At 33.8% G+C, this 21,285-nt stretch carries 22 protein-coding genes and 1 pseudogene; 4 read left to right on the top strand and 19 right to left on the bottom strand.

Going from position 1 to position 21,285, the window contains the following annotated elements:
- Nucleotides 1-83: 83 nt before the first annotated feature.
- The 4 genes from galT to BGI23_RS09800 form a co-directional block, all read right to left on the bottom strand.
- Entirely contained in the window at nt 84-1,574 is a 1,491-nt protein-coding gene (gene galT, locus BGI23_RS09815) for a UDP-glucose--hexose-1-phosphate uridylyltransferase (RefSeq protein WP_070805823.1), read from the bottom strand.
- Nucleotides 1,575-1,785: 211 nt separating this feature from the next.
- On the bottom strand, nt 1,786-2,736 hold the full coding sequence (locus tag BGI23_RS09810; protein ID WP_070805822.1) for a serine protease: 951 nt from the start codon (nt 2,734-2,736) through the stop codon (nt 1,786-1,788).
- 274 nt (nt 2,737-3,010) lie between these two features.
- Nucleotides 3,011-3,298, bottom strand: a complete 288-nt coding sequence (locus BGI23_RS09805) for an AbrB/MazE/SpoVT family DNA-binding domain-containing protein (protein WP_000648330.1) — start codon at nt 3,296-3,298, stop codon at nt 3,011-3,013.
- 116 nt (nt 3,299-3,414) lie between these two features.
- On the bottom strand, nt 3,415-5,295 hold the full coding sequence (locus BGI23_RS09800) for an FtsX-like permease family protein (RefSeq protein WP_070805821.1): 1,881 nt from the start codon (nt 5,293-5,295) through the stop codon (nt 3,415-3,417).
- A 271-nt stretch (nt 5,296-5,566) separates the two neighbouring features.
- Here BGI23_RS09800 and nadE point away from each other — a divergent pair, with 271 nt between their 5' ends.
- Nucleotides 5,567-6,385, top strand: a complete 819-nt coding sequence (nadE, locus tag BGI23_RS09795; RefSeq protein ID WP_070805820.1) for an ammonia-dependent NAD(+) synthetase — start codon at nt 5,567-5,569, stop codon at nt 6,383-6,385.
- Nucleotides 6,386-6,434: 49 nt separating this feature from the next.
- Here nadE and BGI23_RS09790 read toward each other — a convergent pair whose 3' ends face one another.
- The 4 genes from BGI23_RS09790 to BGI23_RS09775 form a co-directional block, all read right to left on the bottom strand.
- Entirely contained in the window at nt 6,435-6,896 is a 462-nt protein-coding gene (locus BGI23_RS09790; RefSeq protein ID WP_070805819.1) for an NUDIX hydrolase, read from the bottom strand.
- 31 nt (nt 6,897-6,927) lie between these two features.
- The gene (locus BGI23_RS09785) at nt 6,928-7,125 is read right to left on the bottom strand and encodes a DUF4083 domain-containing protein (protein WP_061658198.1); all 198 of its coding nucleotides are present in this window, start codon (nt 7,123-7,125) and stop codon (nt 6,928-6,930) included.
- A 105-nt stretch (nt 7,126-7,230) separates the two neighbouring features.
- On the bottom strand, nt 7,231-8,391 hold the full coding sequence (locus tag BGI23_RS09780) for a transglutaminase domain-containing protein (protein WP_000520870.1): 1,161 nt from the start codon (nt 8,389-8,391) through the stop codon (nt 7,231-7,233).
- 145 nt (nt 8,392-8,536) lie between these two features.
- Nucleotides 8,537-9,289: a YwqG family protein gene (locus BGI23_RS09775; RefSeq protein WP_070805818.1), complete on the bottom strand. Its 753-nt coding sequence runs from the start codon at nt 9,287-9,289 to the stop codon at nt 8,537-8,539.
- A gap of 224 nt (nt 9,290-9,513) precedes the next feature.
- Here BGI23_RS09775 and BGI23_RS09770 point away from each other — a divergent pair, with 224 nt between their 5' ends.
- Together BGI23_RS09770 and BGI23_RS09765 are read left to right on the top strand one after the other, a co-directional pair.
- The gene (locus BGI23_RS09770; RefSeq protein WP_000540425.1) at nt 9,514-9,660 is read left to right on the top strand and encodes a YjcZ family sporulation protein; all 147 of its coding nucleotides are present in this window, start codon (nt 9,514-9,516) and stop codon (nt 9,658-9,660) included.
- 87 nt (nt 9,661-9,747) lie between these two features.
- On the top strand, nt 9,748-10,713 hold the full coding sequence (locus BGI23_RS09765; protein ID WP_070805817.1) for a patatin-like phospholipase family protein: 966 nt from the start codon (nt 9,748-9,750) through the stop codon (nt 10,711-10,713).
- A gap of 105 nt (nt 10,714-10,818) precedes the next feature.
- Here BGI23_RS09765 and BGI23_RS09760 read toward each other — a convergent pair whose 3' ends face one another.
- Complete coding sequence (locus tag BGI23_RS09760) at nt 10,819-10,986, bottom strand: DUF3933 family protein (RefSeq protein WP_070805816.1); 168 nt, start codon at nt 10,984-10,986, stop codon at nt 10,819-10,821.
- An 84-nt stretch (nt 10,987-11,070) separates the two neighbouring features.
- Here BGI23_RS09760 and BGI23_RS09755 point away from each other — a divergent pair, with 84 nt between their 5' ends.
- Nucleotides 11,071-11,685, top strand: a complete 615-nt coding sequence (locus BGI23_RS09755; protein WP_044790733.1) for a LysE/ArgO family amino acid transporter — start codon at nt 11,071-11,073, stop codon at nt 11,683-11,685.
- A 53-nt stretch (nt 11,686-11,738) separates the two neighbouring features.
- On the opposite strand, the gene BGI23_RS09750 is transcribed toward BGI23_RS09755, so the two are convergent.
- The 10 genes and pseudogenes from BGI23_RS09750 to BGI23_RS09705 form a co-directional block, all read right to left on the bottom strand.
- Nucleotides 11,739-12,968, bottom strand: a complete 1,230-nt coding sequence (locus BGI23_RS09750; protein WP_070807292.1) for a bacillibactin exporter BcbE — start codon at nt 12,966-12,968, stop codon at nt 11,739-11,741.
- Nucleotides 12,969-13,205: 237 nt separating this feature from the next.
- Nucleotides 13,206-13,412: an alpha/beta-type small acid-soluble spore protein gene (locus tag BGI23_RS09745; protein WP_000113545.1), complete on the bottom strand. Its 207-nt coding sequence runs from the start codon at nt 13,410-13,412 to the stop codon at nt 13,206-13,208.
- 267 nt (nt 13,413-13,679) lie between these two features.
- The gene (locus BGI23_RS09740; protein WP_083322696.1) at nt 13,680-14,204 is read right to left on the bottom strand and encodes a GNAT family N-acetyltransferase; all 525 of its coding nucleotides are present in this window, start codon (nt 14,202-14,204) and stop codon (nt 13,680-13,682) included.
- A gap of 100 nt (nt 14,205-14,304) precedes the next feature.
- Nucleotides 14,305-14,985, bottom strand: coding sequence for an MgtC/SapB family protein (locus tag BGI23_RS09735; protein ID WP_000119508.1), 681 nt, complete (start codon nt 14,983-14,985; stop codon nt 14,305-14,307).
- A 159-nt stretch (nt 14,986-15,144) separates the two neighbouring features.
- Nucleotides 15,145-15,801, bottom strand: coding sequence for a YkyA family protein (locus tag BGI23_RS09730; RefSeq protein WP_070805814.1), 657 nt, complete (start codon nt 15,799-15,801; stop codon nt 15,145-15,147).
- Between the two features lie 14 nt (nt 15,802-15,815).
- Entirely contained in the window at nt 15,816-16,637 is an 822-nt protein-coding gene (locus BGI23_RS09725; RefSeq protein WP_000416558.1) for a peptidoglycan-N-acetylglucosamine deacetylase, read from the bottom strand.
- A gap of 100 nt (nt 16,638-16,737) precedes the next feature.
- Nucleotides 16,738-17,202, bottom strand: a pseudogene (locus BGI23_RS09720) (sensor histidine kinase); the annotation flags it as partial.
- Nucleotides 17,203-17,271: 69 nt separating this feature from the next.
- The gene (locus BGI23_RS09715) at nt 17,272-18,273 is read right to left on the bottom strand and encodes an LCP family protein (protein ID WP_062821945.1); all 1,002 of its coding nucleotides are present in this window, start codon (nt 18,271-18,273) and stop codon (nt 17,272-17,274) included.
- 204 nt (nt 18,274-18,477) lie between these two features.
- Nucleotides 18,478-20,775 carry a glycoside hydrolase gene (locus BGI23_RS09710; protein ID WP_070805813.1) on the bottom strand — a complete coding sequence of 766 codons (2,298 nt, stop codon included), beginning with the start codon at nt 20,773-20,775 and terminating at the stop codon, nt 18,478-18,480.
- A 211-nt stretch (nt 20,776-20,986) separates the two neighbouring features.
- Nucleotides 20,987-21,196 carry a DUF6366 family protein gene (locus BGI23_RS09705; RefSeq protein ID WP_000712285.1) on the bottom strand — a complete coding sequence of 70 codons (210 nt, stop codon included), beginning with the start codon at nt 21,194-21,196 and terminating at the stop codon, nt 20,987-20,989.
- Between the last annotated feature and the right edge of the window lie 89 nt (nt 21,197-21,285).

Here is a 21,285-nt window from a genome sequence, read left to right as displayed (position 1 = left end):
TGTTTAGTTTTTCTATTCTTTTAATACTGTGAGGTTTTATTCATTGAGTATTTTGTTCTTCACTATAACTACCAAGTCCCTTCCTAAATTAAAGTTTGAATAAAACGTTTAAACGCCGATATCCCTTCGTCATCTCGTTTAAAAACACCAGCATCTTCAAGCGCCTGTATAAATTTTCTTCCCACTTCTTCTCTTATAATCTCCTGTACATTTTGTTCATATATCCGATTGTCATATTTGATTTTTAATTGTTCTGCCCATCGTATATGAGGCGTTGGAATATCACTTGGAATGTTAAGTAAAAATTTTTCCACTTCCTGAAGTTCTGTTTTTAAACGCGCAGGTAGTACAGCTAACCCCATTACTTCAATTAGACCGATATTTTCTTTTTTTATATGTTGTATTTCCGCATGAGGGTGGAAAATACCTAGAGGATGTTCTTCACTTGTACGATTGTTCCGCAAAACAAGATCCAATTCGTACATACTATTCCGGTAACGAGCAATTGGAGTTATCGTATTATGCGGAACATCATTCGTAAATGCAAATATATTAACAGACGGATCATCATATCTCTTCCACCTCTCTAATATGTACTCCCCTGCATTTACTATTTGTTCTATGTCGTTACTTCTTAAGCGAATAACTGACATAGGCCATTTAATAATCGAACATTGCATTTTTGGAAAGTTAGTTAGTTCAAAAATTAGGTCGTTCGATGAATTTGCCATAGCAAATTCATAGTTTCCACCTTGATAGTGATCATGTGTTAGAATAGATCCTCCTACAATTGGCAAATCTGCATTGGAACCGAGGAAATAATGCGGGAATTTTTCTACAAATTTTAACAAACGTAAAAATGTTTGACGATCAATTTTCATTTCTCGGTGGTCTGAGGACAATACAATACAGTGTTCATTGAAGTATATATACGGAGAATACTGTAGAAACCAGCTTTCATCTGTAATGTTCATTCGTATCATACGATGATTCGAGCGTGCAGGATGTCCAGTTCTGCCTCTATATCCTTCATTCTCAATACAGAGTAAACATTTTGGATAATTTGTATTTTCCGATACTCTCTCTCTAGCAATTTGTTTCGGGTCTTTTTCCGGTTTTGATAAATTAATTGTTATATCAATGGCACCATATTCCGTATTTACTTTATAATTTATATTTTTGGCAATTTGCTTTATTTGTATATAGTTGCTGTTTTTACTTAATTCATAAAAGTAATTTGTCGCAGCCCTCGGATTTTGTTCGTATTTTTCATAAAATAGAGTATTGATAACGGACGGTTTGGACATAAAAACATCCATAATTGTACTTGCTAAAATCTCCTTCTCATCCAGTACTTCCTCAATGACTTTATGCATACAAGCATATTCTATTAACTCTTCCAACAACTCCGAAATTACTTTCTTTGCAGGCCCAGGAGCTGGTGCTTCCACTACAAAGCCATCTAAACGAAGTAAGGAAAGGATTTTATTCCTTGTATATATTGCATCTTCTTGTTCAATCAATTGAATTTTGATAGCACGATCAATTAACTGCTGGATAGCTTGATATATCATCAGCATTTACCTCCTCTAGTCTCATAGCGTTTTAGGTTATTGCGATACCAGTTCCATGTACCTTTTATCATTTTATGGACAGACGTACGAGATAACCACCAGCCTAATATACATTTCGCGAAAAAGAATTCAATACTAGAGTCTCCGTTACATGCAACAAAACCACACTAAAAACCATCTCATAAAAATATGAGATGGTTTTTAGTAATTGTTATTCTTTCAATAAATCTATTAATCCATTCCCTTCAGATGTACGTTCATATCCTAAAGGTACAGTTCTTTTAATAAGTTGTGCATATATTTCTGGTTCTGATAACTTTCTACCATATTCCCTTTCACACTGCTTTATGAGCAATGCCAGCGCTCCAGCGACATGCGGTGTGGCCATAGAAGTTCCACTTAATACCGCATATTTCCCTTCAGGATACGTAGATAATATTTCATCGCCTGGTGCCACTAAATCAATTTCTTGATTTGAATTACTAAAACATGCGATTTTCCGCTCTAAATTGACGGCACCGACTTCAATTACTTCTGAGTATGCACCTGGGAAATCTAGTTCCTCCGTATTATCATTACAATCTCCATTATTCCCAGCAGCACATACGACGAGAACATCTTGCTTTACCGCATTTTGAATTGCTTCATGTAATTCTGGAACATCTTGCGGGCCACCAAGTGACATGGAAATGACTCTAACTCTTTCTTTATTAGGCCCTCTCCAATTTATAGCATAATGTATCGCCTCAATAATTTGCTCATAACTTCCAGAACCATCTCCTGCTAAAACCTTTAACACTAACATTTTAGCAAGTGGTGCCACTCCTAAAACACCAACTCCATTTTCAGTCGCTGCAATTGTCCCAGCTACATGAGTACCATGTCCGTTATTATCAAGATAAATATTTGGATCTCCTTCGTAATCTTTCGTGAAATTTCTTCCGCCGATAATACGATCCTTTAAATCTATATGATTCATATCACACCCTGTATCTAATACGGCAACAACAATATCTTTACCTTTTGCACTCTTCTCCCATACTTGTGGAGCATGAATGAGTTGTACACCTGGTGGAATTTCATTTACTTGTTCAACTACCTTATCTACTGTAAAAGGAATCAATTGTATACCTTTTTGTTTATTCGCTGTACTACTGTTCATCGTAATCCCTCCTGAAAATATATTATTTTCATTTCAGACCACTTTTGAAAATGCTTACATGTAACATTCGTTTTAGTTGTTTCGTTTTCCTTCCTTAAAAATATTTCTCAATAAGGCTTACGAAATTTATACTACTCTTTTATTTATCTCGTAATTTGTAGACATCAAAAATCCGATTGGTACAACCAATAACCAAAATAAAAGGACCACTAAATTGGTCCTTTTATTGTCTTTCAAGAATGATATGAAATTTTTAAAATAATATAAATTAAGACTAAGCCTCACTCTTGTTTAAAAACTTCTCTATTTCTTTTATTAAATATTTCGCTCCATCTATACTAACAGTAATGTTTCCATTTGCTAATGATATGTTTTGATTTGAAACATCACCTGTTATTTGACAAGCATTGTAAGGTTGATATTTTTGTAAAATGACTTTGTCTTCTTCTACGAAAATTTCAAGCGGTGATTTAATTTGTATTCCCAATACATCACGTAATTCTTTAGGAATTACAATTCGTCCTAATTCGTCTACTTTTCGAATAACTCCTGTTGCTTTCATATTACTTCCTCCCTTACTATTTATTAATTTTTTCACCTCGCTTTTTCCATTTTATCACTTTTTGGTAATACCTGCCTCTTTTTAGAAAATTTTGTACTCAAGTTAAAAAAACACATTTAACGAATACGTAATCTCTCTTTCAATTGTTTTAAATAACGAAATCGAATCAGTAAAAAATATACAACTTGAATTACTATGAAAATACTTAATACAATCGCATTTTCTTTAAATAGTGAGTACTCAAACATCTGTCCGAGTGCAGTTAACGCTACTGCCCCATGTAATGTTGCAACACCTATTGGAACGAAGAATAAAAGTCCCAACCTGATTGTAACTACTTTCGATAATTCTCCACTTGTTAAGCCTACTTTTCGAATCATTTCAAACAAACGAGTATCATCCTCCAAGTCAGAAAACAAACGGAAATAAAGGAAGCTTCCTGCACATACGAAAAATACAATACCGATAAAGAAACCTACAAATAGAATTGGTCCTGCAATTTGTAAACTTTGGTTTTGTGCGTACTCTTCTGCACTAAACGTTGCATGTTCTTCATAAGGTTTCATCTGATGCGTTAGTTCTTTCCCAACCTCAATTTCATCTTTCGTTCCCTCTGTTTTGTATACATAATTTTTTTCCTCTTTAAATCCATCTTGTAATGCATCATACTGCTTGTTAGAGATTACATAAACGTTACCTCTTATTATTTTACTTAATGAAGACGTATTAATTTTTTTCACTTTTAAAGGTTCATTCAAATGCGGCAACGTAATTTCTTTTCTTTCTTTCATCGGTGGTCCTGGTATATCAACTGCCAAAAATAAAACTTCTTTTTTTGATACCGCATGAAAGGGTTCTCCTGTTAACTTCGCATATTCCTTATAGTCTGATTCCTTTATAAACGTGGTGCTTCTTAACGACTGCTCCTCCGTTTTCTTCGTTGAAATATTAGTTTTTGAAGCTGCTATACTATGTTTCTTTAACCCTTCGTCAATCATCTTCAAATGCTGTGATTCATTACTATTTCCTTGCTTAGAATGATAGTGAAACGCAATTGGTCTCTCCATAATCGCCTTTGTCATTGATGTAAACCCAACTAATGTACCTATTGCTGAAAATGCTACAGTTGAAATTATCGTTACAATAAAGAACATTCTTGCGTTATCTCTCATACGGTAAGCTAAATCTGACAATGTAATAATATTTGTCTGTGTCCAATAAAAACGTTTACTTTTTTTACATAGTCTAATAATAAAAACACTCAACTGCTTGTACAGCAAATACGTACCAATAATGACTACCGTTGTAACAGGAATCATCATGATAAATACCATTGCACCGTGTGACATAAGCGCTCCTGCATATCCGGCACTAAGCAATATAACTGCTAATATAGAAGAAATAATGGATGCTTTCGGTTCCGGCTTCGCTTCTGCCGATCCTCTAAACAATTTCATAATTTTATTTTTTCGAATCATTCCTGCACTAAACAATGAAATGATCATAAATAATACGAAAAACATCATACTCGTTACAACAATGGCTTTCATTGGAATGTAATAGGGTAAGGAAATATCTAACTTTAATATCATTGGAGCTATAAATATTAATATTCCGGAAAATAGCATTCCAGCAAGTATCCCAAAAATAATTGCCCCTATTCCAATCATAATATTTTCAAAAAAGATAAGACGCTTTAATTGATATTTCGTCATACCTAACATCATTAAAATTCCTAGTTCACGCTTTCTCGTTTTTAAAAACATTCCCATCGAATATAAAATAAAGAAAAATGTAAATAAGTAAATAATGGACTGTGCAAAAGACATACTTACGAACACATATCGTCCCAATTCTCCAGCACTTAATGCCGGATGAAACGCAAAAAACGAATAAACAAAAAAGGCCATAATAGCAAATGCACTACTTAAAAAATATGCTGAATATGTTCGTCTATTTCGCGTCACATTCCGATATGCGAGTTCTCTAATATTCATATTACTTCTCCGCCCTTCTACTAACTATGTTCTTATATTAGTAAAGTACGGAAATCCCTTCCATCGATTCAAATGACAAAAACCTTACATTATTGAAAGGTTTCAAAAAGATTGCTTAAACGATGCAGTTTCATTATAATGACTACATTCATATTCATACACACATCCTATTGTATATTCGTTAATTTTGCGAAATAATAAAGGATAGAAGTATGTACCAATATACATATAAACTTATTTACCGCTTTAATATGAATAGGAGGAAAACATAATGACATTGCAAGAACAGATTATGAAAGCATTACACGTTCAACCTGTAATTGATCCGAAAGCAGAAATCCGTAAACGTGTTGATTTCTTAAAAGATTATGTAAAAAAAACAGGTGCGAAAGGATTTGTACTTGGAATTAGTGGCGGACAAGACTCTACATTAGCTGGACGTTTAGCTCAGCTTGCAGTGGAGGAAATTCGTAATGAAGGTGGTAATGCAACGTTTATCGCCGTGCGCCTTCCTTATAAAGTGCAAAAAGATGAAGATGATGCGCAATTAGCATTACAATTTATTCAAGCTGATCAATCTGTTGCATTTGATATCGCTTCAACTGTTGATGCTTTCTCAAATCAATACGCAAACTTATTAGATGAATCGTTAACAGATTTCAATAAAGGTAACGTAAAAGCACGTATCCGCATGGTTACACAATATGCAATCGGTGGACAAAAAGGGCTCCTTGTTATCGGAACAGATCACGCTGCAGAAGCTGTAACAGGATTCTTTACAAAATTCGGAGATGGTGGTGCAGACCTATTACCATTAACGGGATTAACGAAACGCCAAGGACGCGCTCTATTGCAAGAATTAGGTGCGGACGAGCGACTTTACTTAAAAATGCCAACAGCTGATTTATTAGATGAAAAGCCAGGTCAAGCTGATGAAACAGAGTTAGGTATTACGTATGATCAACTTGATGACTATTTAGAAGGTAAAACAGTTCCAGCTGACGTTGCAGAAAAGATTGAAAAACGTTACACAGTGAGTGAGCATAAAAGACAAGTACCAGCATCAATGTTTGATGATTGGTGGAAATAAATAAAACATAAAAAAGAAGCTAATCTCATTTAGCTTCTTTTTTTATATGTTAACGATATACCCCTACTCTTTTCTCCAATAAATCTTGCAGGCAATCTTCATGCTGTTTACAAAATAACGGTGGCATGTCGTCTAACGGGAAAAACTTCAAATCCAACGTTTCATCACCATCTATTTTTTTATTCCCTCCAACTATTGAGCATGAAAAACACATCACAATTGACTGTGCCTTGTCTCCATTTGGATATGATTGAAAATATTTTGTATACACTCCAATAAGCTCATTTATTTCTACATCATACCCGGTTTCTTCTTTTATTTCTCGAATTGCAGTTTCTGCAGCCGATTCTCCAATTTCCATTGCCCCGCCAGGAAAGCCCCAAGCGTTAAAGTCTCCTCTTTTTTGCAGTAATACTTCTCCTTCTTTATTAAATACAAAACCACCGGCAAAGTTTAAGAAAACATAATCATGCCCTACTTTTTCACGTAATTCTTTTATATAATTGGCCATTCTCTTTCCCCTTTTCATACATCTTCTATCACTATTTCTTATCTTTCTCAAGCAATTCAATAATTCGATCTAGCTTCTTATTCATATGCATCACATGTTGTTTTTTTGCAACGCTGTTTTGCAATACTCTTCTTATAAACAAAGTAAATGATAGGAAAAATAAAACGACAAGTCCGATTACTAAACAAGTATATATCAATGTAAATATATTACTTTCGAACAAGTTCATTCCGCATTCACATCCTTATCCTTTTATTTTATCACATAATTCTTAATATTAAAAAGTAATCAATAAATAAAAAAAGCATCTTTTACAGATGCTTTTTCCCATTGCTTAATACGTAAACGTAATTGTAGCTAATGAATAACCCGCCAATGCACTATAAGGCGCTACTTGATAAGACACACGCTTTGCACCTTTTGGCCAATTTATTTCATTTAATACTTTCTTTATATCTTGCATCGTCCCATCCATGGACTGCTTATATCGCACTTCTACTTTTTCTGGTTTAGCTGCAAACTGTTGCTGTAACTTTTTCTTAAATTCATTATAATTTTCTGCTCCGTATTCTGCAGATAAGTATTGTAGATTTGTTTCTTTTAACATCTGCTCATATACGACAGTTTTTGAGCTACCAGCTTTTATTTTATTTGTTAATTCACTGAAATAACTTGTAGTTGCCGCTGGATATTTGCTACGATCCCATTCGTGATCTTTACTTAACTGCTCGTCAGACATATTAAAATATGAATATGTTACACGTCCAGCTTTATCTGGCACTGGATCATCGAATGTAGTATCAAGGTGGTACCATTTGTTTTCAATGTTCACTAAATTCCATGCGTGAGCTTGTCCATTTCCTGTACCTGTTACAATATGGTTTTGGATACCCGCTTCTTTTAGTAATTCATATGTTAATAACGTATATCCTTGGCAAACGGCAGAACGATTCGCTAACGCTTCATATGCTGTATATGCTCCATAAGACGTATCATACGATACATGTTTTACAACGTAATCATGAATAGCTTTTACTTTCTCATGCTCATCCATTCCTGGTTTTACAATCGAGCCGATAATCGCTTTCGCCTGAGATTTTACATATTGTGTTTGCTCTTTTGATTCACGGTACTTAACTTGCAGTGTAAACGTATAGTTTCCTGGTAATCCTTTAATAGAATATCTAGTAGACGCTACATTATATTTTACATACTCATCTGCATCTACAACTTTATTAAACTCGCCGTACAATTGGTCCATCACATTTCTAGCATTTCCATCTTTTGTTTTATATGTGATTGTAATATTTTCTTCTCGATTATCAACCTGTTTTTTTAATTCTTTTCTAAAATCATTTAACAACTTTGCATCTGATTGTGATGTCGCTACAGTTGAATTCGTAGCAGCATAAGATACAGATGAAGCCTGTAAGCCTCCCATTACTATCGTTGAACAAAGTGCGGCAGCTGTCACATACTTACTTGTCTTTCCCATCATGTCACTCCTTACATTCTATAACTATACGAAAAAGTATCGTATAGTTTCAGAGTATACAATACTTTTTCGTATAGGTCATATGAGATTATGCATATTTAACATTGTAAAAAGGCTGTTCTTTTTATAAGAACAACCTTCTTCATTAACAAGTTTGTAATACACAACATGCATTTTCAAAACGTCGATTTTTCAAGTCTTCATTTCCAATGCAGAAATAAAGCATCCCTAAATCTCCCCACATCATATTACAATTTTTAGTATCTGAATCAATTTGGAATAAAAGCGTCATTTGCTGCGGGTCTATTTCCATATACTGTCCAGTTTCGTACAATACCTCATCTTGTACAGAAAATGGCTCACCAAATATTTGATGGTTATCGTAGTTATCTGGAATTAACTCTTCAAGCAATTGTAAGAATCGATCTGAATCAGCCTCATCTTCAATGAAGAGCTCTGGCAATTTATATGTCAATTCAAAAGTAGTTGCACACTGATTATAATTCGTTTGCAATTCATCCGCTCTTCGTAATTGCTCAACAGGAACATCATAATAAAGCACACGTCCCGCTTCGGTTGGATTCACATCTTCTTCAAAGTAATTTTCAACGCTAAAGAAATATAACATCCCTTTCTCAGGAAAATCGTGATCTATACCAACATTTTGTAAATCATTTAAATTAAATTGAGCGATAAACTGTAACGGATTTCCTTTATGCGTTGGGTATTCAAATGTAGCTGGTAAGTCAGGAATCCCTCCCATTTTCGAACTACCTATCGCTACTGTTTCCGCCTGCTTTGGCACAACTTTTATACAAGGAAATACAGTATTCATAAGTTCCTCTTTTAAATGTGTGAGCCCATATTTATCAATTAATACTTCAATTTGTTTATTCATACATTCTCCTTATATTTACATACTTATTTGTATCATCGCACAAAAATTATACTCCATTCTTTATAAAAACAACAAGCCTCCAAAAAAACGGGCTCTTCCTACATACGCGAACAAGTTAAAAAAAGCATAGTATACATTGTTCCTACAAACACGATAGTTCATTATTTCTTCCAGTACATTTTCCCCTCGTTCATTTTTATCTTTAATATAAGGAGGAATTCCACATGGGTTACGGATATAGTTGCGGCGGTTACGGCTACGGCGGTAGTTGCGGTGGATGTGGTTATGGAGGTTTCGCTTTATTAATCGTTTTATTTATCCTTCTAATCATCATTGGAGCTAGCTGTTGGGGCGGCTTTGTAGGCTGCTAGTAAATTTAAAAACTATTGTAAAAAAGCACGTACAATACGTGCTTTTTTGCCATTTTCAAATACTTTATGCGAAAGGAAGTATGATGGATGAAGATTGATGGTGTTTTTGAAGGAGGCGGTGTACGCGGAATTGCGCATGTAGGGGCAATTTGCGCGTTAGCTGAAAAAGGCTATGAATGGGAGCGTGTAGCTGGAACATCAGCTGGTTCCATTATCGCCGCGCTCCTAGCAGCAGGATATTCTTGCTCAGAGTTAAAAACGATTATAACTGACATTGATTATAATAAATTTACGAAGAAAACCTTTATTGACAGAATTCCATTTATCGGCAAAGGATTAAGCGCATGGACTAGTCTTGGTATTTACTCTAATATTTTTATAGAAGAATGGATTGAAGAATTACTGCGAAAAAAAGGAGTTCACTTATTTACAGATTTACCTGATTTAAATAAGCTTAAAATTATTGCTTCTGATATAAGTAATGGTAAAATGGTTATCTTCCCCGATGACTTACCAAACTACGGATTTTTAAATTATCGCTTTTCTATTGCTAAAGCTGTAAGAATGAGTAGTACAATCCCCTTCTTCTTTGAGCCCGTAAAATGGAGAACCTCTAAATGGAAGCAACCTTGTTATATGGTTGATGGAGGAATTTTAAGCAATTATCCAATTTGGATTTTCGACTCTCCTACCTCTCCCCGCTGGCCGACTTTTGGGTTTCATTTCGTAAAAGATGAGATTCAAGCTGACCCCGCCCACTACAACGAGCCTATCTCTATGTTCAAAGGACTTTTTAAAACAATGATGCAAGCCCATGATTTACGTCATTTAGACAAGGAATCAAAAGCAAGAACAATTACAATTCCAACAGGAGCCATTACAAGTACAAACTTCGATTTAACAAAGGAAGAAAAAGAGTGGCTATACAATTCTGGTTACAATGCTGCAAATAAGTTTTTACAATCGTGGAACTTCAGACAATATATTGATGACTATAGAAACGGAAATCAGGATCGAAAATCAAATCGTTATTTCCGTCAACTTGACTCATAATATTATTACTTTTCATACGAGAACACGTAACGCTTTCAAAAAAATAAGCCTAGTAATAATATATTACTAGGCTTATTTACTTTCTGTATCATTATTATACGTTGTTTAAGGGTACGTTAACCCTACTGCTTCCTCTGCAGTAATAACGGTGTATCGATTTCCCGTTCGTAATCCTAACAATTCTGCTTTTTCAATTGCTTCCTGCTTCGTCTCCGCATAAGCAGCTAAATATTTTTCTCCATTGATAATTTGGCAAATTACATATTGTTTCATTACTTTCTCCTCTTATGGATACAAATTTTCATTTCTTCTATACAATATACACTATCATAATAAATTTAAATAGGAGGTAATATGATGAGTGAGGCAATTATTCATGGTATCATTCTTGCATTTGGTCTTATTATTCCATTAGGCGTCCAAAATGTTTTCGTCTTTAATCAAGGTGCGAGCCAACCAAACATTTGGAGGACAGCCCCTGTCGTATTAACTGCCTCAATATGTGATACGTTACTCATATTGATTGCGGTGCAAGGTGTCTCCCTTGTACTCCTTACTTTTTCTTGGCTAACTAACTCGTTATATATAATTGGATTTTTCTTTCTCCTATATATGGGCTTTGTTATTTGGAGAAGTAACCCTTCCAACGATATAAAACAAGAAAACAGCATGCCATTAAAAAAGCAAATCCTTTTTGCTGCATCGGTTTCGTTATTAAATCCACATGCAATTTTAGATACAATCGGTGTAATCGGAACAAATTCTATTCAATACATAGGAAGTGAAAAATGGGCTTTCACACTTGCAACTATTATCGTTTCGTGGATTTGGTTTATAAGCTTAGCTTTCGCGGGGAAATTTCTAAAAAGAATGGACTCAACCGGAAAGACAATCGTGTTATTAAATAAATTTTCTGGTCTCATCATATGGGGTGTCGCGCTTTATATGTTAAAACAAGTTATTTATTCTTAATGAACGAAAGAGAATTGCATGTTACTGAAAACATCATGCAATTCTCTTTCAAATTATGAAGTAGGTTCCGGTTTCTGTTTTACGTTCTTTGCATCTTTTGCTGGTTTAATCCAAATGATCGCTATAACAGCACCGATAACAGCGCATATACTTGTTACATAAAACACTTCATGGTCAGCACCTTTCATGAAAAAAGAGTATAGAGGTGGTCCAGCTGCTACACCGATAAATCGCATAGAACTATAAAATGACGTAACCGTCCCCCTTTGCTCCTTTTCAATCCCTTGTGTAATAAGAGCATCTAAACATGGGAGTGCCATACCAATTCCTATCCCCATAATAACGAGACAAAGAATTAGTAAATAAATCCCTTTTATAAATAAAGGAATGATAACTGATGCAGCAGCCATTAAAAAACCAATATAAATACACTTCTTCATCACATTTTGATTATCTCCAATTTTTTTGCCAGCCATATATGAACTAAGTGACAGTACAAGTAACGGAATCGCAAGTACACACCCTTTCCATATACCATGAATGTCATACTTTGATTCCAGTATAGTCGACAGATAAAAGAGAATTCCGAATAAAATAAGCATAATAATTGCACCTAATGCAAAAATGGCAATCAACCATCTTCCCTTTTCTCGAAACGTAGCGAGAATAGATTTGATAAACTCTTTAAGTGGCGGTACTTCTCCTTCTTGTTTCTTTGCCTTTACTAGAACAAGTAATAAAACAATTGATACTACGCATAAAACTGGAATCGCCCAAAACGGCAAGAACCATACAATGGCAGCCAGAGCAGACCCTAAAATAGGGCTCAACACTTTCCCAAACGTATTGGATGTTTCGATGATTCCTAAACCTGTGCTAACTTGTTTTTCATCTTTGTATAAATCACCAACACACGGTATAACAACTGGCATCGCACCAGCAGCACCAATACCTTGAATCGCTCTACCGATTAATATCCAAGTGTAGGGATTATCAACTTTCCAAGATACCCAACCAGTTATCGCTCCTCCTATAGCCGCAATCAGCAAACTCGGAACCATTACCATCTTTCGTCCCCATCTATCTGATAAATAACCAGCAATCGGTATAAGTAAAATAGCTACAATAGAGTATATTGTAATAATCATGGATACTTGAAATGATGAAATATGTAATTTCTTTTCAATAGTCGGCAGGATTGGAATAAGCATTGAATTCCCTAACGTCATAACAAGTGGAACTGATGCAAGCGCAATTAAACAACAGTTTTCTTTTTTTAACATGTTGACTTCGGAACCTTTCATCATATATTTCTTACCATATAATAGCCCTGCTGGAACGTGATTTTTCATTCCACCAGGGCTATTACATCTTTACTACTTCCCATTCACAACAAAAGAAATTGGGGAAAATATAGTACTATTCCTATTCTTTGAATCCTGTTCGCAATATATCCATACCAATTAATTGAAAAAAAAAAGAAAGGAAGAATCCTTCCTTTCTCCTATAACCTTCTACAATTAGCGAGTATATCCGCCACCAAGTTGTTGTTCTGCCATCGCTACAAGGCGTTTTGTAATTTCACCGCCTACAGAACCGTTTGCACGTGAAGAAGTATCAGCGCCAAGTTGTACACCAAACTCTTGTGCAATTTCATATTTCATTTGATCTAAAGCCGCTTGTGCTCCATGTGATGCTAATTGATTAGAATTACGATTTCTAGCCATTACCAATCACCTCCTTATTTATATATAAATTGTGTTAAATTTTAATTTAAATACATGGTAATTTTTGGTTATTATTTTTTATAAAAAAAGAGTCTCTACAATGAGAGACTCTTACATCATTTTATATTAAGAAGTTACTACTTCTAAATTTCTATTTGTTAAAACTTTCATTTCTTCTTTTCATATATCTTTCGCATTATGTCCAAACCATTCGAGTGAAACAAAAAAGGTATACTTTAATTGGTATACCTTTTTCAAACATACACTTTACATAATAATATTATTAATATCTTTCCAATAATACGCTGTCTCTTCCACCTGTAATCTTTCTAAAAATTTTGTATCAATTTTTTCTGGATTAAACTTTTCATAAAACGTTTTAGAAGGGTTATTCGTAACAACCCATACTATAAGTGATTGCATATTATTGTTTGTACATTCAGATAGTAAAGCTTGAAATAACTTTTGTCCTATTTTCATGCCTTGATACTCTTGTAAAAGGTAAATCGCATATAATTCTCCATCACAATTATATGTACCAGTTCTTTCTGCTCCTCCATCGATGAATCCAACTATTTCTCCATTTAACGTCTCTGCTACAAATCTAAATTGATGATTACATTCTTTTTGAAAAATATTTTCCCATTGTTTTTCCCGTTGCTCATATGTTATATTTTCTAAAATCTCGTTAGGGAATATGCCTTTATATGTCGTTTTCCAACTATCAGCGTGGACCTTTGCTATACATGGTATATCATCTCTTATCGCTCTTCTAATATGTATTTCCATCATTTCTCCCCCCTTGCTTACTCATCATTATATCAATTTACTTCCTTAAAAATCCAAACAAAAAAAGAGTGAATTCAATTCACTTCACTCTTTTTTCTTACAATTATCTACTTTCCACTTCAACTGAAACAACACGATCTATCTCTTTTAGTGAACTATATAGCTCAGTTGTATATAAATCTTCTGGAGCTAAAATAACCATCTCTAATTGCTGAAATGCTCCACTATCTATATCTTTAATCTTCACGCGTTTTACATGCATTCCTAAATTTTTAATCTGCTTAAATATACCATCTAACTCATGATGCTCTTTTACAGTAATTTTAATAGACAAGTCCTTTTGTCTTAATGAATATGGTCCTGCAATTTTCACAAGTTGCGGAAGTACATTAATTGCTAAAATAATTAAAATCATAGCGACCGTCGCTTGTAAATAAAATCCTGCTCCAATCGCAATACCTAAAGCTGAAGCAGCCCACACCATAGAGGCGGTCGTTAATCCAGAAATAACGTCATTACTTCTTCTTAAAATAACACCTGCTCCAAGAAAACCAATTCCACTCACAATTTGAGCAGCTAAACGCATGGGATCCATATTTGTATGCCCTGGAACAGAATATACATGTACAGATTCAATTGAAACCATCGTAATTAAACAACTTGCTACAGAAATAACCATACTTGTTTTCACACCAAGTGGTTTATTCTTTAGCTGCCTATCTATCCCGATGAATAATCCTAAAAAGAGTGCTAAACCTAATTTGAGTAAAAATTCATATGACATATTTCCAGTCTCCTTACTTTACAATGTTTCCCTTGGAATAATTCACTATAACTCTTTTATGATATCAATTCCAGTCTTTTCTATTCATTTAACGTAAAAAACCGAAAAAACATTTGTGACGATGTTTCTCCGGCTTTTTATTACTCTTAAAACTCTTCTTTATTTCTTATCTTTAATCTTAATCTCTGCATCTTTGTAGAATGCTAATTTACTGTCATTATACTCTTTTGTAAAATTGTTAAATTGCTCTTTTGATTTTTGTGCTTCCATAGTTAATTCATTAACAGCCTTAACTTTTTCACCAATCTCTTTTAATTTCGTTTCTTTTACTTTTAATTTTTCATACAATTCTTTTTCGGTCGCTAACGCCTTCGTATAATTTTCATTCATCTTTTGGAATGCATCATAACGATTTTTATACGACTCTTCTACTGCTTTCGCTTGTTTTTGTAACTTTTTATCTTCAAGCTTCTCTATATTTCCTTGAACAGATTTCGTTTCTTTCTGAGCTTTTTCTAGCATTTCTTTCTCATTTTTCAAAGTTTTTTCACGATTATCTACATTGGCAGTAGCCTGCTCTATTTTCTTCATAACAGCGTCATTATGATCTTTACCTTCTTGTAAAATTTGAGAATATAGTTCTTGGCCTTCCTTCTCTAACTTCTCTAATTTTTTCGCTTCATCAACTAATGATTTCTCTTGTGTCGCCGCTGTTTCAAAAGCTGTATATAGGTTTTCTTCTGGTTTTTCACCGAAACAACCTGTTAATAGTCCTACTGATAGTGCTCCAACTACTGCTACTTTTCCATACTTCAACGTTCATTCCTCCATTACATACGGTTATCATGCCAGAAATTCACTGGGAAGTGACTCTCTTCATGATAAGCTTCAAACTCATAACCCTTTTCTTTTAACCCTTTTAAAATTGCTGGCACAGCAGCAACTGATTGCGGATGAATATCATGCATTAAAATGACTTCTTGTGGTTTTGTTGCATTTGTTAATACATTTTGAGCAATTTGTGCTGCAGCTGCATCAACTTGCATTTTATTATATTTCCAATCTAATGAATCAATTGTCCAATCCCACACTTTAAAGCCGCCCTCTACCACTTTATTTCGAAGACTTTCATTTAATCCAGGCATTGAACCGTATGGTGGACGTGTTAATTTAGGTGATTTCCCAATAATATTGGCGATTAAGCTTTGATCTTCTTTCATCTCATTTACATACTCGCCATTTTTATATAACTTAGCAAAATTATGCGTCATACTATGCATTCCTACATAATGACCTTCTGCATTTTCTCGTTTCACTAAATCTGGAAACTCTTTTACATTCGCTCCAATTAAAAAGAATGTCGCCTTCGCATCATGTTGTTTTAACGTATTTAATAATTCAGCCGTATATTTCCCCGGGCCATCATCAAATGTAAGATAAGCAACTTTTCTTTCCTTACCATTAAAACGACTTGGTGCCGTTTTATTCATTTCTACTTTCGGTTGTTCACTTGCGAGTTGTACTACATTTTCTTGTTTTGCAACAGCCTTTGCTGGTGAAGTAATGGATTGAAACATGAAATACCCAATAGCTACTGCTGCAATCGCTATTAAAACGAATACTACTCGTTTAATTTTAAAAACTTTTTCCATTCTATCGAATTCCTCTCCCTATTAATCTTATATATAAATCACCCAATATAATTATACATCTATTTATTTTATTACACTATATAAACAGATTTTATATGTATTATAATGGGAGTTTTATCAAAATGGTCGTTCCTATTCCTTCTTTACTTATAATATTTATTGTACCTCCATGAAGCTCCACCATTTTTTTAACGATGGCTAAACCAAGATCCGCACCTGTAGCATAATTATTAATCTGGTAAAATGACTGTTCTATATACGGTAAATGCTCTTTAGCAATTCCAATCCCTTCGTCTTTCACCTTTATCACTGCTTGTCCTTTATTTTTAGTCGCTTCAATATATACTTTACCATTTTTATGTGAATATTTAATGGCATTTTGAACAATATTCAAGAAAATTTACTTTAGTCTATTTCGATCTCCTATCAAATCGATTCGTTCTATAGTTTTGATGAATTGCATTTGCTTCTCTTCAGCATTAGGAGTTAATTGCCAAATCTTCTCCTCTAGTATATCGTATAATTGCACCTTTTGTTTATATAAATTGTAATGATTTAAGTATAAAAAATCGTTACAGAAAAGTTACAAATCCATCTCGATAAAAAAAGATTGGCAAAGACCAATCTTTTTTTATTATTCATTTCGAACTGGCTTTGGTGTTACACCTAAATGTTCATTTAATTTTTTCGAAATATCTTTCACATTTTTTTCATTTGGAATGTAATAATAAATGCCTCCGATACGTTTATCCGTACCTTCCACTTGCATTTTTTCCATTTCCAAATTAGATCCTGCCATATTTTTCGTAATAGCAAGCATATCATCGAAAGTTAAGTTCGTTTTCATATTTTTATCAACCGCATCAAGTAAAGAGCCCATTTTGCTAATAGATTGAACAGACATCGCTTTTTTAGCAATTGCTTCAATTACAAGTTGTTGTCTTTGACCACGCATTGCATCACTGTCAATTTTACGCGTTCTTGCAAGCGCAAGTGCCTGTTCTCCATTTAAATGTTGGTAGCCTTTCTCTAAATGAATCATACCTGCTTGGTCTTTACTATCTTGTTCAGTGAAAGTAACTGGTACATCAATATCAATACCACCAAGTGAATCGACAATTTGTACGAATGATTCAAAGTTAAACTTCACATAATAATCAACAGGAACATTTAAAAATCTTTCCACTGTATCGCGTGTACTTTCAACACCACCAAATACGTGTGCATGTGTAATTTTATCTAATTTCTTTCTAGATGGAATATATACACGTGAATCACGCGGAATACTTACTAATTTAACTGATTTATCATCTTTATTAATTGTTGCTAATAAAAGTGCATCTGTTCGAACAGCTTCTCCGTATTGACTTTTTCTCATTTCACTACCATCAACACCCATGATTAGAATTGAAATGTTATCCTTTAAAGGTTCAACTTCTTTATCACGCTTCGATGATTTATCAATTTGTGCATATGCATCACTTACTACTGCTTTTGCTTTATTATATATTAACGATCCATATCCTACTCCACCAAAAATAAGTAGGAAAAACGGAATTAAAATGAACCATTTTATTGACTTTCTTTTAGAACGTTTTTTACTGCTTCTCGTATTCTGTTCTAATTCAGAGCTCATATCCATTCGCCTCTCTTTCTCTTTCCCAATTATAATGCAAGTCTATTAACCTTCATATTGAATTTCCTTTCAATTACCTTACAATTTTGTAAGGTTACTGCGCAAATCCAATATGTACTCCATTTCACATTATACTCTCGTGCTTATTTTTGGCAAGTCACTATTTATATAAAATTGTTTTTAAATTCATATATTATAATTTTATTAGTTTGGTGTATACATAGTTTGCTTTCCATTATTAATAATGAAAGCTGATTTTGCTTTTATTTTCGTCTTTTGTGTTTCTATCTCTTCATTTGAGAAATTCACAATAATTTCAATGTTTTTTCCATACGAAGCTGATTGTACTAACTTATCTTCTGACAAATATGCAAAGTTCGTCATTTCTTCTTTTACTGCCTTTTCATGAACTTCATTCCAAACTTTCAGGTGCTGCGTAATTTCTTGTTTATGCTTATTCCACTCTACTTCATCTAAATGGTACAACGGAGGAACGTTATACAATAATTCGTATAGCATACGGTTTCCGACCTCATCTTTTACTTTCAAGCTTCCCCATTCCCAGTGATGCGTTGTAATTATAGAATCATTGTATACTAATTTATATAACGGTACTGAATATACAGGATTTAAATACACTTGTTTATACTCTTCTTTTAACGGTACTTGTTTTGCATATTTTTCTGGAACATTTTGATTCGGTGACCAATATCCGCCTACATAATACGGACTTGTTTTGTTTTTCCTCATATCTTCATCGTCCCATTTAATTACAGGCGTTTCAATACCATGAGCAAATGCAATCGTACTACTAGCAAAATCATTTCCGCCTTCAGAACCAACGACCATACCCTTTTCTTGCGCAATGTAGTCCATTCGTTTTAAACGTGCTTTTAAATCTTGCTCTTGTGTCGTTATATGTTTCGCTGAATAGTCATCGTAAATTTCACCTGTCGCATCACAATCAATAAACCATGAATTATATTTAGGACCATTTTGTAATATATCATTCATGCGTTCTTTTACACTAGGCAGAGATAAAGTTGGATTTAATTTTCGCCCTCTACCTAAAAACCCTTGCACCTTTTCTCCATTTTTCTTCGTTACAGTAGCCTCTTCGTATAATGATGGGTCATTAAAGGATGCTGTGTTCCAATTTTTATCACTTTTTTCGTGAATGGAATGATATGAGTCATACGGACCAACTAAATACCCCATTTCCTTAGCTTCTGTCACGAAATTAGGTTGCATAAATCCTTGTTCCCAGTTTGGCAGACCAATCCACGCTTTTTCTATTCCTGCCTCTTTCATTTCCTTTAGTATGTCCGTTCCATCTGCATTACCCCATTTACTTACCTCTTCAACCGCATCACCAAGTAGCGACTTTAATAAATGCTTATTTAAGCTATACAATTCTGTATTCGTTAAGTGACCTACACCTTTCTTTAATAGCACACTAGCTTCCTGATTAACGTTTTGAAAAATATCACCTTTATAAAATTCTTTCATTGATAACACTTCGTTTATATAACGTAAAATAACATTTTTTTGATACTTATCAATGAAATCTTGTTTACTTACTTGATCTAATACATTCAATTCCCCAGGCTCTGAACTATATTTTTGAATAAGCTCTTTTATATGGCTAAACAAAGGGCTATTTATTTTCTCTCTTAGCTTTGGCCAATTTACATTACTTTCTGATAAGCCATTTTGATTCCAAAAATAAAAATGAGCTGCACCGTAAAGCTTTTCTATCTCTTTATTTTTTCTAGCCTTTTCTTTTAATGTTTTAAATTCACCTTTTCGAGCGATATTGTCTTTATACAGTTTAGCAATACTTACTGCATCATTATTTGTCACATATACTTGAAATCCATATGTTTTATTTTTATTTATACGCGGAAATTCATGTATAAAATCAAACCCGATTTTCGGATCCGAATGAAATTTCACCTCATTATTAAACATATTGTTCGCGATATATACAATTGAATATTTCGAACCATTTAACGCGAAAAACTTCATAGAAAATGATTCAGCAAATGAATATGCATCATCCTTTAAAAACTTCTTCCAATTTTCATCATTACTCGAAATTTGCTTCCCTTCCCATAACGGAAGTATATAATTTTCAGCTTGTACTTTCGGCCAAGTAAAGCTTTCTGCACCAGTCGATTCCACTTCAATATTTAAGTGATCTTTTTTCTTCTCTACATTCACTTTTACTTTTTGATCTGGATATTCCCAAGATGTACGATCCTTATCTTTTTTTACATTCGACACCTTCATTTTCGGTAAAGGCTGTGATACCAGTTCCTTTACGCCATCATGTTCTACAATTAACGTGAAAGTCTCTGGATTTACATCATAAGTAAACTCTTTATACGTCGCTTTCTTTATTTTATACTCTTGAACAGTATTGCTACCTTTTACATCACATCCGACTAAAGTCGAAAATGACATCGTTGTAAGAAGACATATTGCTATCATTTTTTTCATCTTCTGCACCTCCACCACTGAATATACAGAGGCTTTGTTACAGGAATGTGGCAAAAAAATAGAACCAGCATAATGCTAGCTCTATTTTTGGGATTAAAAATAAATATATATGGACAACTATAATCTGCTTAATATATATAGTACAATAACCGTGTTTTTTCATCCTCACTAATTATAAAAGCAAATCATTCAAAGCTTTAACATGCATTTCTTAACTAAAAAAATAAGTGTATATAATATACGCTAAAACTAGCAATAAAATTACTAGCGCTGTACCTTTCCAATTCATACCACCCGTCATATCAACTGGACTTCCCGTTTCAGCTCTGTTGAGTCCATCCTGTAAAGAACCGGTAGGATTGTTTTTCAATTCACTTTGCCTTATACGTTCCCTTTTTTCTTCCGGTGACTCTTTCTTCATATGATCACCTCCAAATTAATACACTATTTACTAAATTGTACATTAATATTTTTCTTTTATACGCAAACATATTTACAATATAAAGAAAG

Source organism: Bacillus sp. ABP14, from assembly GCF_001831375.1.
Taxonomy (GTDB): Bacteria; Bacillota; Bacilli; order Bacillales; family Bacillaceae_G; genus Bacillus_A; species Bacillus_A paranthracis.
This window is presented reverse-complemented; position numbering and strand designations above follow the sequence as displayed.

What these genes read in the sequence shown, in the direction of transcription:
- galT (WP_070805823.1), bottom strand. Translation starts at nt 1,574, where the DNA reads ATGATATATCAAGCTATCCAGCAGTTAATTGATCGTGCTATCAAAATT.
- BGI23_RS09810 (WP_070805822.1), bottom strand. Translation starts at nt 2,736, where the DNA reads ATGAACAGTAGTACAGCGAATAAACAAAAAGGTATACAATTGATTCCT.
- BGI23_RS09805 (WP_000648330.1), bottom strand. Translation starts at nt 3,298, where the DNA reads ATGAAAGCAACAGGAGTTATTCGAAAAGTAGACGAATTAGGACGAATT.
- BGI23_RS09800 (WP_070805821.1), bottom strand. Translation starts at nt 5,295, where the DNA reads ATGAATATTAGAGAACTCGCATATCGGAATGTGACGCGAAATAGACGA.
- nadE (WP_070805820.1), top strand. Translation starts at nt 5,567, where the DNA reads ATGACATTGCAAGAACAGATTATGAAAGCATTACACGTTCAACCTGTA.
- BGI23_RS09790 (WP_070805819.1), bottom strand. Translation starts at nt 6,896, where the DNA reads ATGGCCAATTATATAAAAGAATTACGTGAAAAAGTAGGGCATGATTAT.
- BGI23_RS09785 (WP_061658198.1), bottom strand. Translation starts at nt 7,125, where the DNA reads ATGAACTTGTTCGAAAGTAATATATTTACATTGATATATACTTGTTTA.
- BGI23_RS09780 (WP_000520870.1), bottom strand. Translation starts at nt 8,391, where the DNA reads ATGGGAAAGACAAGTAAGTATGTGACAGCTGCCGCACTTTGTTCAACG.
- BGI23_RS09775 (WP_070805818.1), bottom strand. Translation starts at nt 9,289, where the DNA reads ATGAATAAACAAATTGAAGTATTAATTGATAAATATGGGCTCACACAT.
- BGI23_RS09770 (WP_000540425.1), top strand. Translation starts at nt 9,514, where the DNA reads ATGGGTTACGGATATAGTTGCGGCGGTTACGGCTACGGCGGTAGTTGC.
- BGI23_RS09765 (WP_070805817.1), top strand. Translation starts at nt 9,748, where the DNA reads ATGAAGATTGATGGTGTTTTTGAAGGAGGCGGTGTACGCGGAATTGCG.
- BGI23_RS09760 (WP_070805816.1), bottom strand. Translation starts at nt 10,986, where the DNA reads ATGAAACAATATGTAATTTGCCAAATTATCAATGGAGAAAAATATTTA.
- BGI23_RS09755 (WP_044790733.1), top strand. Translation starts at nt 11,071, where the DNA reads ATGAGTGAGGCAATTATTCATGGTATCATTCTTGCATTTGGTCTTATT.
- BGI23_RS09750 (WP_070807292.1), bottom strand. Translation starts at nt 12,968, where the DNA reads ATGTTAAAAAAAGAAAACTGTTGTTTAATTGCGCTTGCATCAGTTCCA.
- BGI23_RS09745 (WP_000113545.1), bottom strand. Translation starts at nt 13,412, where the DNA reads ATGGCTAGAAATCGTAATTCTAATCAATTAGCATCACATGGAGCACAA.
- BGI23_RS09740 (WP_083322696.1), bottom strand. Translation starts at nt 14,204, where the DNA reads ATGATGGAAATACATATTAGAAGAGCGATAAGAGATGATATACCATGT.
- BGI23_RS09735 (WP_000119508.1), bottom strand. Translation starts at nt 14,985, where the DNA reads ATGTCATATGAATTTTTACTCAAATTAGGTTTAGCACTCTTTTTAGGA.
- BGI23_RS09725 (WP_000416558.1), bottom strand. Translation starts at nt 16,637, where the DNA reads ATGGAAAAAGTTTTTAAAATTAAACGAGTAGTATTCGTTTTAATAGCG.
- BGI23_RS09715 (WP_062821945.1), bottom strand. Translation starts at nt 18,273, where the DNA reads ATGAGCTCTGAATTAGAACAGAATACGAGAAGCAGTAAAAAACGTTCT.
- BGI23_RS09710 (WP_070805813.1), bottom strand. Translation starts at nt 20,775, where the DNA reads ATGAAAAAAATGATAGCAATATGTCTTCTTACAACGATGTCATTTTCG.
- BGI23_RS09705 (WP_000712285.1), bottom strand. Translation starts at nt 21,196, where the DNA reads ATGAAGAAAGAGTCACCGGAAGAAAAAAGGGAACGTATAAGGCAAAGT.